The sequence below is a fragment of the Salipiger bermudensis HTCC2601 genome (genome assembly GCF_000153725.1).
GTDB classification, from domain to species: Bacteria; Pseudomonadota; Alphaproteobacteria; order Rhodobacterales; family Rhodobacteraceae; genus Salipiger; species Salipiger bermudensis.
This window is the reverse complement of the sequence record NZ_DS022276.1, coordinates 1606976-1622145: the sequence shown is the minus strand read 5'-3', so window position 1 is coordinate 1622145 and position 15170 is coordinate 1606976. Positions and strand designations below refer to the sequence as shown.

The following is a 15170-nucleotide window of genomic DNA, read 5'->3' as shown; positions in this document are numbered from 1 at the left end:
GGGCGCTCCTCCTGAATTATAGATCGACCATGCAACGGACCAACAGCGCTGTCACGGGGGGGTCGGCGGGTCTTTGCCCATTCCGCGCCTCACTTCACGGTGATGCAACCGGCACTCATGCCTCGAGACGCGCCGCCTCCCAGGCGAGGATGGCGCGCTTGACCGGCAGGCCCCAGTGATACCCGCCGAGCCCCCCAGACTTGCGCAGCGCCCGGTGACAGGGGATCAGCAGCGAGATCGGGTTGCGCCCGACCGCCGTTCCCACCGCACGCACCGCCTTGGGACTGCCCACCGCCTGCGCGATCTCGGAATAGGTGGTGACATGGCCCGAGGGCACCCGCATCAGCGCCTCCCAGACCTTGATCTGGAACGGTGCACCGATCAGCAGCAGCGGCACCTCGCCGCCCGCCTGCCCGAATGCCGCCTGCGCCCAGCCTTCCAGCGCCTCCCGGTCCTCGACATACTCGGCCCCGGGCCAGCGGCTGCGCAGGTCCGCCATGGTGGCATCGTCGCCGGCCTCGGAGGCGAACCCGATGCCGCAGATCCCGGTCTCGGTCCCCATCACCAGCGCGCGTCCGAAGGGGCTGTCGAACCAGCCCCAGCGGATCGTCAGCCCCTCGCCGCCGCGCCCGTAAGCGCCGGGGCTCATCGCCTCCCAGCGCAGGAACAGGTCGTGCAGCCGCCCGCCGCCCGAGAGCCCGGTGGCATGCGCGGTCTCAAGCGTGGTGAAACGCTCGGAGAGCAGCGCCTTGGCGTGGCCGAGCGTCAGGTATTGCTGGAAGCGCTTCGGAGACACCCCGGCCCAACGCGAGAACAGGCGCTGGAAATGCGCCGGGCTCATGCCCATGCCCGCGGCCAACTCTTCGAGCGTGGCCTGCGGCCCGGCGGCGTCGACCATCTCGATGGCGCGGCGCATGACCTCGTAGTGATACCCTTGCGACGTCTCAGACATGGTCCGGCTCCCGTGTTTCCGGCCCAGACTATGCGGCGCGACGAGCGCGTGCGACCCGGTTCCTGCGCTTTCAGGGCACCGGGCCGCGACCGGGCCGGATGGCCCCGGTCTGCGCGCGTGTCAGTACTCGTCGGAGGTCAGCACCTCGGCGTCATCGCCGACATTGGCCACCTTCTCGAGCGTATTGATCGAGACATGCGGCCAGCCAATCAGGCCGGGGATGCCGTCGCGGCGCGGGAAGAAGTCGAGCATCACCACCTGAAGATACTGCATCACCAGCTTCGGCTCGTCGCCGACGCCCGGCTCATCGAGCTCCATGATCCAGAAGGTCGACTTCATCGAGGTGGCGTTGGCATGCTTGACGATGAACGGGATGTTCAGGATCCCCGCCGCCTCCGTGGCGCTGGTCGTCATGTCGAGCCGGGTGGTCTTCTTCACCTTCTCTGGCGCCGGCTGCGCACCGCGCAGCAGCTCCTCGGGGTGCACCGGGTTGAAGCCGGGAAAGCCCGGCGTCCCTGCGGGAACGGTGCCAAAGAACGGGTTGTCGTGGAAATGCTTGTAGGGCCCCATGTAAAGGCTCTCGAGCGGCTTCAGCAGGTCGTCAGGCCCTCCGGCGGTATCGTCGCGCGGGACGAAGACCCCCTCGGGAAAGCCATTCACGGCAGGAATATCGGGCGGACCGTCGAAGATGTCGGCCGCGGCGTCGAAACGCCCCATCGCCAGCAGCGAGTCGCCATGCGGCACGGTCCCGAGCCGGGCGATGTTGATGCCGTCGGTGGTGTGGTTGGTCATGAACAGGAAAAGACCGGGCTCGTGGTGAATCGCCGCGCCGGGATCGGCCAGCTTATCCGTGGCGAGGTCCGGGCCGCTCTTGGGAAACTCGTCGACCGCCACCTGCTCCACAAGCTGCTGGTAGTCCAGCGCCACGACGAACTGGTCGAGATCGCTCGGACCGCCGGCGCCACGCTCGATGCCACGGTTGGGCGCCCCCTTGTCAGCGGTGAAGAACTGCAGCGTCTCCCGGTAGTGGTTTACCATCAGCCGGTAGTTGAACCCGGCGGGCGGCGGATCGGTGACAAAGGGAAGGGCGATGCAGTTCCAGCCGAACGGAACATCGGCATTGGTGTTCTTCCAGATCCCCGGCAAGAGTTTCAGTGGTCCGAGTTCATCGTCAAAGGGCTTGGCGATCTCGATATGGCGAGTCTTGGCACGGCTCACGGCCTCTGCGTTCAACATGGCTTCGATCCTCAAATGAATTGCAACGTCGGAAATAAGCGGCAGGCGGAGAGAAAACCGGCACCGCCGCCATGCATGTTCGTATCACAAAAATACAATTCTAGATAGATACCGCTAAACCCTGAAGTGTGTCAGGCCGCCCTCTTCGCGTCGAACCCCGTCGCGCAGGCCATCCCTATCGCAGCGTCCGAGAGCGCAAACGGGTTGCCGCAGCGGGAAAAGCGTTTCATATCCGGGGGCATGGCCAAGCAGCTCGACTATCATACCCTGCGCGAGATCTTCACTCGCTTCCACGAGGCCGAGCCCGAGCCCAAGGGCGAGCTCGACCACGTCAACGCCTATACGCTGGTGGTGGCCGTCGCGCTCTCGGCGCAGGCCACCGATGCCGGCGTCAACAAGGCAACGCGCGAGCTGTTCAGGATCGCAGACACGCCCGAGAAGATGCTCGCGCTCGGCGAAGAGGGCGTGATCGAGCACATCAAGACCATTGGCCTCTACCGCAACAAGGCCAAGAACGTAATCAAGCTGTCGAAGATCCTGCACGAGCAGTATGGCGGCGAAGTGCCGTGCTCGCGGGCTGCTCTCGAGAGCCTGCCCGGCGTCGGGCGCAAGACCGCCAACGTGGTGTTGAACATGTGGTGGCATTACCCGGCGCAGGCGGTGGACACCCACATCTTCCGCGTCGGCAACCGCTCGGGCATCTGCCCCGGCAAGGACGTGGTCGCCACCGAGCGTGCCATCGAAGACAACATTCCCGTGGATTTCCAGCAGCACGCGCATCACTGGCTGATCCTGCACGGGCGTTACACCTGTGTCGCGCGCAAGCCCAAGTGCCAGGCCTGCCTGATCCGCGACCTCTGCCAGTTCGAGGACAAGACCGTATGACCCTGACCACGCAGCATCCGACCAAGAAGTACCAGGTTCTTGGCATCGGCAACGCCATCGTCGACGTGCTGACCCGCTCCGATGACAGCTTCCTCGAGATGATGGGGATCGAGAAGGGCATCATGCAGCTGGTTGAGCGCGAGCGCGCCGAGCAGCTCTACGGCGCCATGGAGAACCGCGTTCAGGCGGCCGGCGGCTCGGTGGCCAACACGCTGGCGGGGCTTGGCAATCTCGGACTGCGCACGGGCTTTTTCGGGCGCGTGCGCGACGATGCTCTGGGCCGGTTCTACGCGGATGCGATGGAGAAGGGCGGCACCGATTTCGTCAACCCGCCGGTCACGGGCGGTGAGCTGCCGACCTCGCGCTCGATGATCTTCGTCTCGCCGGACGGCGAGCGCTCGATGAACACCTATCTCGGCATCTCGGCCGAGCTTGGCCCCGAGGACGTGGCCGAGGAGATCGCCGGACAGGCCGACATCATCTTCCTCGAGGGCTATCTTTACGACAAGCCGAAGGGCAAGGAGGCTTTCCTGCGAGCCGCCCGCACCTGCCGCAAGGCCGGCGGCCTTGCCGGGATCGCGATCTCGGACCCGTTCTGCGTCGAACGCCACCGCGACGACTTCCTGCGCCTGATCGCCAACGAGATGGATTACGTCATCGGCAACGAGGCCGAGATCCGCTCGCTCTACCAGGACGACCATCTCGACAAGGATCTGGCGCGGGTCGCAGAGGTCTGCCCGCTGGTGGTCTGTACCCGCTCGGGCGACGGAGTGAGCATCATCAAGGATGGCGTGCGTACCGACGTCCCGGTGACAAAGGTGGTCCCGGTCGACGCCACCGGCGCGGGCGACCAGTTCGCCGCCGGTTTCCTCTACGGTCTCGCCACCGGCGCCGACATGGAAACCGCCGGCCGCATGGGCACCGTGGCCGCCTCCGAGGTCATCAGCCACATGGGACCGCGCCCGGAGGCCGATCTCAAGACCCTGTTTCGCAAGAACAATCTGATCTGAGGAGCGATTTCACGACGGGTTCACGCTGAGACCCTTCGCTGAATCAACCTCTGGGTGTATCATCGCGCTATTGGAAAAACCCTTTAGAGCGAGATTTGCCATGTTCGTAATTCTGCGCGACGAGAACGCCCCGCTTCGCAACCGTGCCCCGCGCCCCGCGGCACCGCCGGGCGCGCCCGGCTTCGGGACCGGCAGCTTCGATGCGCCGATGGCGAACCCGATCCCTCCGGCACCCAAGCTCGAATCCGCCGAGCTGAGCGCCAAGGACCTCCGCGACGTGACCCGCGACCCGGCGGTGACCGCGGTGGCGCGCGAGATGCCGACCCGGCTGATCGAGCCGCAGCCGCTCGACGAGGTGCGCACAGAGGATGCCGAGCCTGCATGGGGTATCGCGGCGGTTGGCGCCGACACCTCCGCCTTCACCGGCGCCGGGGTGCGCGTGGCGGTGCTCGACACAGGCATCGACACCAATCACCCGGCCTTTGCAGGTGTCGCGCTCAACACCCGCGACTTTGCCGGCTCGGGCATCGAGGATGCCAATGGCCACGGCACCCATTGCGCGGGCACGGTGTTCGGGCGCGATGTCGACGGCAACCGCATCGGCGTGGCGCGTGGCGTCACCGACGCGCTGATCGGCAAGGTGCTGGGCGACGATGGCAGCGGTTCGTCGGACATGCTGTTCCGGGCGATCAAGTGGGCCTCCGACGAACAGGCGCAGGTGATCTCCATGTCGCTCGGCTTCGACTTTCCGGGCCTCGTCGAGAGCCTCGTCGATCAGGGCTGGCCGACGCTGCTGGCGGGCTCCGCCGCGCTCGAGGCCTATCGCCAGAACCTGCGCATGTTCGACGCGCTGATGGACATGCTGCGCGCGCAGGCAGCGTTCTCGGGCGGGACGGTGGTCTGCGCCGCCGCCGGCAACGAGAGCCGCCGCAACATCGACCCGACATTCGAGGTCTCGGCGTCGCTGCCGGCTGCCGCCTTCGGCGTGGTCTCGGTGGGGGCGCTGGGACAGGGGCCGGGCGGGCTCAACATCGCCTCGTTCTCGAACACCAACCCGACCGTGTCGGGCCCCGGGGTCAACGTGATCTCGGCGGCAACCGGCGGGGGGCTGCGGCCGCTCAACGGCACCTCGATGGCCTGCCCGCACGTGGCGGGCATCGCGGCGCTCTGGTGGGAGGCGCAGCGCGCCTCTGGCAGCCCCGCCTTCGCCGGTGCGGTGCAGGCGCGGCTGATGGCCACCTGCACCAGCGCGCCGATCGACCCGGCGACCGACGCGCTGGATCGCGGACAGGGGCTGGTGCAGGCCCCCGCCATGGCCATCGGCTAAGAGCGGGACCGCCGGCGCCTCAGTGCGCCTCGGCCCAGCTTTTGCCCTGACCGGCATCGACCACCAACGGCACGTCGAGCTTCACCACCGGCTCGGCGGCGCCCTCCATGACCGTGCGGGCAGCAGAGATGAGAGCCTCCTCGGCGCCCTGCTCGACCTCGAAGATCAGTTCGTCATGCACCTGCAGAAGCATGGTGGCCGGCAGTTTCTCGATGGCGTCGGGCATGCGGATCATCGCGCGCCGAATGATATCGGCCGCGGTGCCCTGGATCGGTGCGTTGATCGCGGCGCGCTTGGCAAAGCCCGCGCGCGGCCCCTTGGCGGCGATCTCGGGTGTGTGGATCACCCGGCCAAACAGCGTCTCGACGCGCTTGTGTTCCTTGGCGAAGGCCACCGTATCGTCCATGTAGGTGCGGATGCCCGGGAAGCGCTCGAAATAGCGGTCGATGAAGCCCTGCGCCTCGCTGCGCGGGATGCGCAGGTTGCGGGCGAGGCCGAAGCCCGAGATGCCGTAGATCACACCGAAGTTGATCGCCTTGGCCTGCCGGCGGATCTCGGAGGTCATCTCGTCCATCGGCACGTTGAACATCTCGGACGCGGTCATGGCGTGGATATCCTGCCCGTCGCGGAAGGCCTGCTTGAGCGCGTCGATCTCGGCCATGTGGGCGAGGATGCGCAGCTCGATCTGCGAATAGTCGAGCGCCACGATGGTCTTGCCCTCGGGCGCGACGAAGGCCTCGCGGATGCGCCGCCCCTCTTCCGAGCGCACCGGGATGTTCTGCAGGTTCGGATCGGTCGAGGACAGACGCCCGGTGTTGGCCCCGGAGATCACGTAGGAGGTGTGAACCCGGCCGGTGTCCTTGTTGATGTGCTCCTGCAGCGCGTCGGTATAGGTCGACTTGAGCTTCGAGAGCTGGCGCCAGTCGAGCACCCGCGCCGGCAACTCGTGCTCGGTCGCGAGATCCTCGAGCACGTCGGCGCCCGTGGCGTAGGCGCCGGTCTTGCCCTTCTTGCCGCCCTCGAGCCCCATCTTGTCGAACAGGATCTCGCCAAGCTGCTTGGGCGAGCCCACGTTGAAGCTCTCGCCCGCCAGCTCGTGGATCTCGGCCTCGAGCGCCGCCATCTTCTGGCTGAAGGCGTTCGACATGCGCGAGAGCGTGTCGCGATCGACCTGCACGCCGGCCATCTCCATCTCGGCCAGCACCGGCACCAGCGGGCGCTCCATGGTCTCGTAGACCCGGGTGACATGGTTGCGGTGCAACTGCGGCTTCAGCAGGGTCCAGAGCCGCAGGGTGATGTCGGCATCCTCGGCGGCGTATTTCACCGCGTCTTCGATCGGCACCTGGTCGAAGGTCTTCATCTTCTTGCCGGAGCCCAGCAGCTCCTTGATCGGGATCGGCGTGTGCGACAGGTAGCGCTCGGACAATGCGTCCATGCCATGGCCATGCAGACCGGCATTCATCGCGTAGGACATCAGCATGGTATCATCGATCGGCGCGATCCGCACGCCGTAGCGGGCAAAGATCTTGGCGTCGTATTTCATGTTTTGCCCGATCTTCATCACCGCCGGGTCCTCGAGCAGCGGTTTGAGCAGGTCGAGCGCCGCCTGCATCGGCATCTGGCCCTCGGCCAGATCGCCGTCCCCGAACAGGCCGCCATCGCTGTCGGCGCGGTGCGCCAGCGGGATGTAGCAGGCCTCGCCCGGCTCGGTGCAGAGCGAGATCCCGACGAGGTCGCAGGCCATCTCGTTGAGCCCGGTGGTCTCGGTATCGACCGCGACCCAGCCGCGCTGGTGGGCGGCGTCGATGAACGGTGCGAGATCCTCGGCGGTCTTCACCCAGATGTACGTGTCCGGCTCGATCGCCGGCATCTCGGGCGTGCCCTCTTCCGCAGGGTTGGCCCCTTCGGGGGTGGTGTCGGGGATCACCGGCGCCTCGGCATCGAGCTGATCGGCAATGCGCTTGGTCAGGCTGCGGAACTCCATCTCGGCGAGGAAGCCCAGCAGCACCTCGGGATCGGGATCCCTGACCTCGAGATCGTCGAGGCCGAACTCCAGCGGCGTCTCCTCGTCGAGCTGCACCAGCCGCTTCGAGAGTTCGATCTGCTCGCGCTTCTCGATCAGGGTCTGGCGGCGCTTGGGCTGCTTGATCTCCTCGGCCCGGTCGAGCAGATCCTCGAGCGAGCCGTACTCGTTGATCAGCAGCGCGGCAGTCTTGATGCCGATGCCCGGGGCGCCCGGCACGTTGTCGACCGAGTCGCCGGCCAGCGCCTGCACGTCGACCACGCGGTCGGGAAAGACGCCGAACTTCTCGAACACGCCGTCGCGATCGATGCGACGGTTTTTCATGGCGTCGAGCATCTCGACCCCGTCGCCCACCAGCTGCATCAGGTCCTTGTCGGAGCTGATGATCGTCACCCGCCCGCCGGCCTCGCGCGCCTGCCGCGCCAGCGTGGCGATGATGTCGTCGGCCTCATAGCCCTCGAGCTCCTTGCAGGCGATGTTGAACGCCTCGGTGGCCCGGCGGGTCAGCGGGATCTGCGGCCGCAGATCCTCGGGCATCGCCTCGCGGTTGGCCTTGTAGAGATCGTAGAGATCGTTGCGGAAGGTGTGGCTGCCCTTGTCGAAGATCACCGCAACATGGGTCGGCGCGTCGGGGCCGGCGTTGTCCTCGACATATTTCTGCAGCATGTTGCAGAAGCCCGAGACCGCGCCGATGGGCAGCCCGTCGGACTTGCGCGTGAGCGGCGGCAGGGCGTGATAGGCCCGGAAGATGAAAGCCGATCCATCGATCAGATGCAGGTGGCAGCCCTTGCCGAACTGGGTCATGGTCGCGTCTCCCTTGGCCGTGCGCCCGCTTGGTTTGCCACGGGCGCGGCCCGGCTTCCAGCGATTATGCGGCTTGGCGAGGGGGTGAGGGGCGAGGGGATGACGGCGCAGCTCCCTGTCTCATCTGAGATGCACTGTCCGGAGAGCGGGAGGGGGCCAGCCCCCTCTTGGCGCTGTGCGCCAATTCACCCCCGAGGTATTTTTGAACCAAAGAAGCCAGGAGTGCCGCGCCCCCGGCTTCTCTTCGTCAAAAATACTCCCGCCGGAGGCAGGCCGACACGATCCGCCAGCGCTCCCTGGGGCAAGAGCGCGGCACCAGCGTCAGCCGCTGCCAATCAGCACGCCGGCCGCCAGCACCAGCGCGCCGCCGAGGACCACCTGCATCGAGGCGCGCAGAAACGGCGTATCCATATACCTGTTCTGGATCCAAGCGATCGCCCAGAGTTCGATGAAGACGATGATCCAGGCGATGCTCGTGGCGGTCCAGAAATGCGGGATCAGGTAGGGCAGCGCGTGGCCAAGCCCGCCCACCGTGGTCATCACGCCCGATGCGATGCCACGTTTCATCGGCGAGCCGCGCCCGGACAGCTCGCCATCGTCCGACGCCGCCTCGGTGAACCCCATCGAGATCCCCGCCCCCACCGAGGCCGCGAGCCCGACGAGAAACGTTGTCCAGGTGTCCTGCGTGGCAAAGGCGGTCGCGAAGATCGGCGCAAGCGTCGAGACCGAGCCATCCATCAGCCCGGCCAGCCCCGGCTGCACCCAGGTCAGCACGAATTGCCGATGCGCCAGCCGGTCCTCGTCGCTGCGGCTGTCGGGATCGAGATGCTCTGCCGTCAGCTCTGCGGCGCGGGTCTCGTGGCCCGCCTCGGCAGCGGCGAGATCGCCCAGCAGCTTGCGCGTCCCGGCATCGGTGCTGCGCTTCGCGGCCTCGAGATAGAACCGGCCCGCGTCACGCTCCATGATCTCGGCCTCCTCGCGGATGCGCTCGAGACCGAGGTTCTGCATCAGCCAGACCGGGCGGCGCGCGTAGAACCCCGCCACGTGCTCGCGCCGGATCAGCGGGATCACCTCGCCAAAGCGCATCCGGTGCGCCGAGATCAGCGCCTGACGGTGGCCGTCCTCCTCGAGGGCCATGCCGTCGAACACCTGCGCGGTGTCAGGGTAATCGGCGCGCAGCATCTCGGCATAGCTGCGGTAGATCCGCGCGTCGTCCTCTTCCGAGGAAATTGCCAGCGCGAGCACTTCCTGCTCGCTGAGATCCTTGAACTGGCGGCGCTGGGTAAAGAAACGCATGGGGAAGCCTCACTTTGGAATCATTCTAAACTACTGCAAAGGAGGCCGGATGCAACGCCCTTCGGCCTGCCCGCCGCCGCGCCAATTGCCGCAGCGTCGCGACAGGCGGGCCCGCGGCAGATCGCGCCACGCTTGCCGGAACTGAACCACCCGGTCTATGATCCAGATCACCAGAGGAGACAGTGAATGCCGGGCAATACGGCAAGCGTCCGGCGCGGGCGGAAATACGACCAGGTCCTGAAGGGCGCGCGCGAGATCTTCCTGCGCGACGGTTTCGAGGGGGCCAGCGTCGACGAAATCGCCAGAACCGCCGGGGTGTCGAAGGCCACGCTCTACAGCTACTTTCCCGACAAGCGCCTGCTGTTCTTGGAGATGGCGACCGCACAGTGCCAGGCGCAAGCAGACGAGGTTCTGGTCGCCCTCGACAAGAGCAAGCCGCCGCGGGTCGTGCTGCCCTATATCGGCCGCAGCGTTCTCGACTTCCTGCTGTCGGACATGGGCCAGAGGGTGTTCCGCATCTGCGTCGCCGAAGCCGACCGCTTCCCGGAGCTCGGCGCGCAGTTCTACGAGTGCGGCCCCGTGCTCGTCCGCAGCGAACTGCAATCCTATCTCGCCGCCGCGATGGCCCGGGGCGACGTCGAGATCGACAATCTCGGCCTTGCCGCCGACCAGTTCATCGAGCTCTGCAAGGCCGACCTGTGGATCAAGCGGCTGTTCGGCATCCACGACGTCTTCTCCGAAGGCGAGATCACCCGCGTGATCGACGCCGCGGTCGAGACCTTCATGGCGCGGTTCGGGCCATCCTCCTCAGCCTGAACGGCCCTGAGGCCGGCCCATTCCGCGAACTGTCGCGACGATCCGGAGCAGCGCCGCAAATGCGGGATCAGTCGAGCCGGCGCACCAGAAGCTGGTTGCCCGGACCGCGTTTGGTTTCGAAGACCTTCAGTTCGGAAACGAGATCAGAAAGCTTGCGCTTGCCATAGCTGCGGGTGTCGAAATCCGGGTTCGCCGCGGTGATGAACTGGCCGAGCTGGCCCAGCGTGTACCAGTCATCCTCCTGCTCGATGGCGTCCATCGCGGTGAAGATGAGGTTGCGCGCCTCCTCGAGCTTGCCGGTGGCGCGCGGCGCGCGGTCGCCGGTCTTCTGCTCCGGTGCGCCGTCGAGGTTCTCGAGGAAGATGAACCGCTTGCACGCCTTGCGGAAGGCATCCGGCGTCTTCTGCATGCCCATGCCGTAGACGTCGAGCCCCTGCTCGCGGATGCGGCTGGCGAGCCGGGTGAAATCGCTGTCGGAGCTGACCACCACGAAGCCGTCGAAGCGACCGGTGTGCATCAGGTCCATGGCGTCGATCACCAGCGAGATGTCGGAGGAGTTCTTGCCCACGGTGTTGGCCGGCGAGTGGTGCGGGACCAGACCGAACTCGGCCGAGATCTTCGACCAGCCCGAGATCTGCTGGCTGGCGAAATCGCCGTAGACGCGCCGCACGCTGGCCTCGCCCAGCGAGGCGATCTCGTCAAAGATCGCCTTGGCGTATTTCGGAGAGGTGTTGTCGGCGTCGATCAGGACGGCGAGGAGGCGGGTGTCTTCGGCCACGGGAATTGCTCCTGAAATCAGTCCGTTTCGAGGGCCTTATACATGACCAGCGCGTCGACATAACCCTTTTCGGGGTGACGGAAGGCATCGGGCAGCCGACCGACGATATCGAACCCAGCGCGCTCCCAGATCGCCACCGCGCGGGTGTTGGAGGACACCACGAAGTTGAACTGCATGGCACGGAAGCCGAGGCTGCGGGCGGTGTCGAGCGCATGGGCCAGCATGGCCCGGGCCACGCCCTTGCCGGTCTGGCCTGGGTCGGTGGCGAAGCCGCAGTTACAGACATGGCTGCCGCCGCCCTTCTGGTTGCGCACGATGTAGTAGCTGCCCGCCACCACGCCATCGACCAGCGCCGAGAACACCCGGCGCTCGGGGCCGCACCAGTAGGCCAGCGCGTCGTCTCGCGAAATGTCGCGGTCGATGGCATAGGTCTCGCCGGCCCGGAACACCGGCTCGAGAATGCGCCAAAGCGCCGCGTCGTCCCCGGGGAGATGCGGGCGGATCGCCACGTCGGTCATCAGTAGTCGCCTTCGGTCTCGATATGGATGGTCGCGCCGCAATGCTTGCAATGCACCGCGTCGGCATCGTGCAGCGACAGGCCGCATTTGCGGCAGGTCTCGCGCACCTTGACGGGCCGGAACAGCACCTGCGCCAGCCGCAGGAACAGGGTCACGCCGCAGATCATCACCACCACCGAGATCATCCGCCCCAGCGACCCGGTCAGGGTGATGTCCCCGAAGCCGGTGGTGGTCAGCGCGGTCACGGTGAAATAGAGCGCGTCGGCATAGTTCTCGATCTGCGGGTTGGTGCGGTACTGGGTGGCATAGACCAGCCCGGTCATCACGAAGATGAACACCAGCAGGTTCAGCGTCGCGCTGAACACGTCCTGATAGCGACGGAAGAACGGGAAATCCTCGCGCAGCCGCCGGAACAACTGGTAGGTGTGCAGGAAGCGCAGCGTCCGCACCACGCGCAGGAAACCCAGGCCCTCGCCGGCAAGCGGCGCGAGGAACGAGACAATCGACACGATGTCGGCCAGCGTGACCGGGCGGATCAGGAAGCGCAGCTTCTGCGGCTCGATCGAGAGCCTCGCGAGGAAATCCGCGAGAAAGACCACGCCGAAGAGCATGTCGAGCATCTCGACCACGCGACCATGATTGCTGAAGGACGTTGCGACCACGTAGAGGATCGTGCCGACATCGAACGCCAGAAGCCCGTAGCGAAAGCGGTGCGCCCGGTCGCTGTTGCCCTCGTAGAGCTCTCGCAATGTGTCGAGCGCCGCCTTGGCCATGCCGTTCAGATCCCTACCGCCTTTCTTCGCTATACCCATGCGAGCAGGCGCGGGGCAAGGCGCGTGATGGGAGATCGCGACCCGCGCGCATCACGCGCGGGCGGCATGTCTGTCGGGCGGTCAGAACCGTTCGAGCAGGCGCTCGAGGTAGTCGAGCTCTTCCTGCGGGCGCTCGCCCTCGCCGGAGCGGCGGCGAATCTCGTCGAGCAGCTCGCGGGCGCGGCGGTAGACATCTTCGTCCTGCACCATGTTCTCGTCGGTGCCGATATTGCCGTTGGCCCCGGCATTGCGGCCCAGCGGGTCGCGCTGCTGGCCGGGCTCTCCGCCCTGCTGCTGGCCCTGCTGGCCCGGGTTCTGCTGCTGTTGCTGCGCCATCGCCTCGCCAAGGCTGCGCATGCCCTCGCGCAGCGCCTCCATCGCCTGGCTCTGCTGGTCGATGGCCCCGGCAAGATCATCTCCGCGCAACGCCTCTTCGGCCCCGTCCATGGCCTCCTCGGCCCGGCGCAGCGCATCGCGTGCGGCCTCGCCCGGCTCGGTTCCGGCACCGGGCAGGTTCTGGCGCTGGCGGTTCAGCTCGTCGCGCAGCTGCTGCTGGCGGTTGGCGAGGCTGTCCTCGAGCGACTGCTCGCCGCCCTGCCCCTGCTGACCTTGCTGAGAGCCCTGGCCCTGGCCTTGCATCTGGCCCTGACCGTCACGGCCTTCCTCGCCCTGGCGCCCCTGACCCTGCTGGCCCTGCTGCTGGCCCTGTTGACCCTGCTGGCCACGCTGCCCTTCAGGCCCCTGCTGACCGGGGTTGAACTGCTCCTGAAGCTCGCGGAACGCCTCGTCCGACAGGCCCTGCTGTTCGCGCAACGTCTCGCCCAGACCTTCCATCGCCTGCTCGCCCGGCGACTGGCCCTGCTGGCCCTGCGTCACCTGCATGTTCTCCATCAGCTCCTGAAGCTGACGCAGCGCTTCCTGCGCCTCGGCCATGCGGCCCTCTTCCATCAGCTCCTGGATCCGGTCCATCATGCGCTGCAGGTCGTTCTTGCTCATCTCCATGCTGTCCTGGGACTGCGCCATCTCGGGATTCTGCTCGGCCTGCTGCTGGGCCTGCCGCGACAGCTGCCGGAGATAATCGTCCGTCGCCTCGCGCAGCTCCTGCATCAGCTCGGCGATCTCCTGCTCCGAGGCACCGTTCTTCATCGCCTCCGAGAGCCGCTCCTGCGCGCGCTGAAGTCGCTCCAGAGCCGAGGCCAGATCGCCCTCTTCGAGGATGATCGCGAGATCCCACATGGCCTTGGCGATCTCGGCCTGCTGCTCGTCGCCCATCGACGGCCCCGCGGCCTCGAGCTGGCGCAGGATGGTGCGCAGCCGCAGGAAGGGCACCGCCGAGCGGAAGACGTCGTCGGGCAGGTGGCTGACGGCACGGATGATGCGACTGATCTCGGGGATGTTGTCGCGGGTCCAGAGCAGCGCCCGGCGTTGTTCGATCACCGTCGCGGCCATCGGGTCGAAGAAGCGCCGGCCCGGCAGGGTAATGGTCTCGACCTCGGCCTGCCCGGTCTGGCCGGCCTCGTCCTCGACGCTGATCGTCAGGCTGACCGGCAGGTTGGCCCAGGGATGCTCCGAGAAGTTCTCGACCAGCGTCTCGGTGAACTCGGCCCGGTCGCCGGCGATGGGCATCGGCAGAGGCACCTCGATGGCAGGGCGCGATTCAGGCTCGGCGGCGAGCAGGTAGTCGCGCTCGACCGCGTCCAGCGCCAGCTCGATGCGGGCGCTGCCCGCCACCACTCCATAGTCATCGCTGGCGGCGAAGGGGATCTGTGCATCGCCCTCGTAGCTCGAGGAGATCTCGCCCTCGCGGCGCACGCTGGGGGCGGCGTCGGCGGTGACGCTCACGTCCCAGGCCCGGCCCCCGGGGCCGTCGATGGCCAGCCGGCCCGATTGCAGCACCGCGAAATCCTGTGCGGTCTCCTGCGCTGCCTCGGGCGACACGGCACGGCCAGAGACGCTTTCATCGACCGACAGCGCGCCCACCTCGCCATACATGCGCAGGGTGATCTGCGCGCCCTCGGGCACGCTGAGCCCCGGCGCAGTGATGTCGTTGAGATAGACCGAGGGCAGACGGGTGTAGCCCGGCGGCTCCATCCACCCCTCCCACGCGGGCCCGGCGGCGAGATCGACGCCGCTCGGCCCCATCGCCGTCACCGACGACACCCGCAGGAAGGAGCCGAAGACCAGCGCCGCGGCGAAGGCCAGAAGCGCCACGTAGCGCAGTGCGAAGGGGTCGGCCTTGGCGACCCGCAGGTCGGGCTCCACCGCCTTGGCCTCGGCCAGCCGTGCGCGCATCCGCGCCTGGTGCGCCTGCCAGACCGCCTGCGAGCCCATGTCCGCCGCCCCGATCGCCTGGTCGTCAAGCGCCGCCTGGATCGGGTTGCCGCGCAACGTGCCGTCGAGCCGTGCCATTGCCTCGATGCGCGTCGGCCAGACCAGCATCCGCGCCCCGCGCCAGATCGCCCAGCCCAGCGCCGCCACGAAGACCGCGCCCGCGATCCAGACCCATTCCACCGACACGAGGTCCTGCACGCCCAGCATCAACAGCCCCAACGCCGCGATCAGCAGCGACCAGAGCGGCCAGAAGGCACGCGTGATGCGCTCCGCGGTCATGCCCCAGAGGGTCAGACGCAGCGGCCACTTGATGGGTTTCAGGATGTCCGGCGGCGGTGTTCCCGTCTCGGGCATGAAGGTCTCCTGCGGTCCCGGCCGCAGG

12 protein-coding genes are annotated in these 15170 nt (G+C 67.1%); 4 read left to right on the top strand and 8 right to left on the bottom strand.

From position 1 onward, the window contains the following. Positions 1–115 precede the first annotated feature (115 nt). Positions 116–952 carry a methylated-DNA--[protein]-cysteine S-methyltransferase gene (locus R2601_RS07670; protein ID WP_007796090.1) on the bottom strand — a complete coding sequence of 279 codons (837 nt, stop codon included), beginning with the start codon at positions 950–952 and terminating at the stop codon, positions 116–118. Positions 953–1072: 120 nt separating this feature from the next. Beyond that, positions 1073–2188 (bottom strand): heme-binding protein, encoded by a 1116-nt coding sequence (locus tag R2601_RS07665; protein ID WP_007796087.1) that lies wholly within the window; start codon positions 2186–2188, stop codon positions 1073–1075. Positions 2189–2428: 240 nt separating this feature from the next. Between R2601_RS07665 and nth the strand changes: the two genes are divergently transcribed. The 3 genes from nth (at position 2429) to R2601_RS07650 (ending at position 5410) form a co-directional block, all read left to right on the top strand. Then, a complete protein-coding gene (nth, locus tag R2601_RS07660) occupies positions 2429–3073 on the top strand; it encodes an endonuclease III (protein ID WP_007796083.1) in 645 nt (214 codons plus the stop codon). Then, a complete protein-coding gene (locus tag R2601_RS07655; protein WP_007796080.1) occupies positions 3070–4083 on the top strand; it encodes an adenosine kinase in 1014 nt (337 codons plus the stop codon). The genes nth and R2601_RS07655 overlap by 4 nt, the downstream gene beginning before the upstream one ends. 100 nt (positions 4084–4183) lie before the next feature. Further along, the gene (locus R2601_RS07650; RefSeq protein ID WP_007796077.1) at positions 4184–5410 is read left to right on the top strand and encodes a S8 family peptidase; all 1227 of its coding nucleotides are present in this window, start codon (positions 4184–4186) and stop codon (positions 5408–5410) included. A 19-nt stretch (positions 5411–5429) separates the two neighbouring features. Here R2601_RS07650 and polA read toward each other — a convergent pair whose 3' ends face one another. After that, positions 5430–8237, bottom strand: a complete 2808-nt coding sequence (gene polA / locus R2601_RS07645) for a DNA polymerase I (RefSeq protein WP_007796074.1) — start codon at positions 8235–8237, stop codon at positions 5430–5432. Positions 8238–8558: 321 nt separating this feature from the next. Further along, on the bottom strand, positions 8559–9533 hold the full coding sequence (gene mbfA, locus R2601_RS07640; protein WP_007796068.1) for an iron exporter MbfA: 975 nt from the start codon (positions 9531–9533) through the stop codon (positions 8559–8561). 186 nt (positions 9534–9719) lie between these two features. Here mbfA and R2601_RS07635 point away from each other — a divergent pair, with 186 nt between their 5' ends. Continuing rightward, positions 9720–10349: a TetR/AcrR family transcriptional regulator gene (locus R2601_RS07635; protein ID WP_007796065.1), complete on the top strand. Its 630-nt coding sequence runs from the start codon at positions 9720–9722 to the stop codon at positions 10347–10349. 67 nt (positions 10350–10416) lie between these two features. Here the strand turns inward: R2601_RS07635 and R2601_RS07630 are convergent, their stop codons facing one another. The 4 genes from R2601_RS07630 to R2601_RS07615 form a co-directional block, all read right to left on the bottom strand. Then, on the bottom strand, positions 10417–11127 hold the full coding sequence (locus R2601_RS07630; protein WP_007796061.1) for an NYN domain-containing protein: 711 nt from the start codon (positions 11125–11127) through the stop codon (positions 10417–10419). 17 nt (positions 11128–11144) lie between these two features. Continuing rightward, positions 11145–11645, bottom strand: a complete 501-nt coding sequence (locus R2601_RS07625; RefSeq protein ID WP_007796057.1) for a GNAT family N-acetyltransferase — start codon at positions 11643–11645, stop codon at positions 11145–11147. Beyond that, positions 11645–12418 carry a potassium channel family protein gene (locus R2601_RS07620; protein WP_007796054.1) on the bottom strand — a complete coding sequence of 258 codons (774 nt, stop codon included), beginning with the start codon at positions 12416–12418 and terminating at the stop codon, positions 11645–11647. Before R2601_RS07620 ends, R2601_RS07625 begins: the two co-directional genes overlap by 1 nt. A 120-nt stretch (positions 12419–12538) precedes the next feature. Then, positions 12539–15142, bottom strand: coding sequence for a TIGR02302 family protein (locus R2601_RS07615; protein ID WP_007796051.1), 2604 nt, complete (start codon positions 15140–15142; stop codon positions 12539–12541). Positions 15143–15170 lie beyond the last annotated feature (28 nt).

What these genes read in the sequence shown, in the direction of transcription:
- R2601_RS07670 (WP_007796090.1), bottom strand. Translation starts at nt 952, where the DNA reads ATGTCTGAGACGTCGCAAGGGTATCACTACGAGGTCATGCGCCGCGCC.
- R2601_RS07665 (WP_007796087.1), bottom strand. Translation starts at nt 2,188, where the DNA reads ATGTTGAACGCAGAGGCCGTGAGCCGTGCCAAGACTCGCCATATCGAG.
- nth (WP_007796083.1), top strand. Translation starts at nt 2,429, where the DNA reads ATGGCCAAGCAGCTCGACTATCATACCCTGCGCGAGATCTTCACTCGC.
- R2601_RS07655 (WP_007796080.1), top strand. Translation starts at nt 3,070, where the DNA reads ATGACCCTGACCACGCAGCATCCGACCAAGAAGTACCAGGTTCTTGGC.
- R2601_RS07650 (WP_007796077.1), top strand. Translation starts at nt 4,184, where the DNA reads ATGTTCGTAATTCTGCGCGACGAGAACGCCCCGCTTCGCAACCGTGCC.
- polA (WP_007796074.1), bottom strand. Translation starts at nt 8,237, where the DNA reads ATGACCCAGTTCGGCAAGGGCTGCCACCTGCATCTGATCGATGGATCG.
- mbfA (WP_007796068.1), bottom strand. Translation starts at nt 9,533, where the DNA reads ATGCGTTTCTTTACCCAGCGCCGCCAGTTCAAGGATCTCAGCGAGCAG.
- R2601_RS07635 (WP_007796065.1), top strand. Translation starts at nt 9,720, where the DNA reads ATGCCGGGCAATACGGCAAGCGTCCGGCGCGGGCGGAAATACGACCAG.
- R2601_RS07625 (WP_007796057.1), bottom strand. Translation starts at nt 11,645, where the DNA reads ATGACCGACGTGGCGATCCGCCCGCATCTCCCCGGGGACGACGCGGCG.
- R2601_RS07620 (WP_007796054.1), bottom strand. Translation starts at nt 12,418, where the DNA reads ATGGCCAAGGCGGCGCTCGACACATTGCGAGAGCTCTACGAGGGCAAC.
- R2601_RS07615 (WP_007796051.1), bottom strand. Translation starts at nt 15,142, where the DNA reads ATGCCCGAGACGGGAACACCGCCGCCGGACATCCTGAAACCCATCAAG.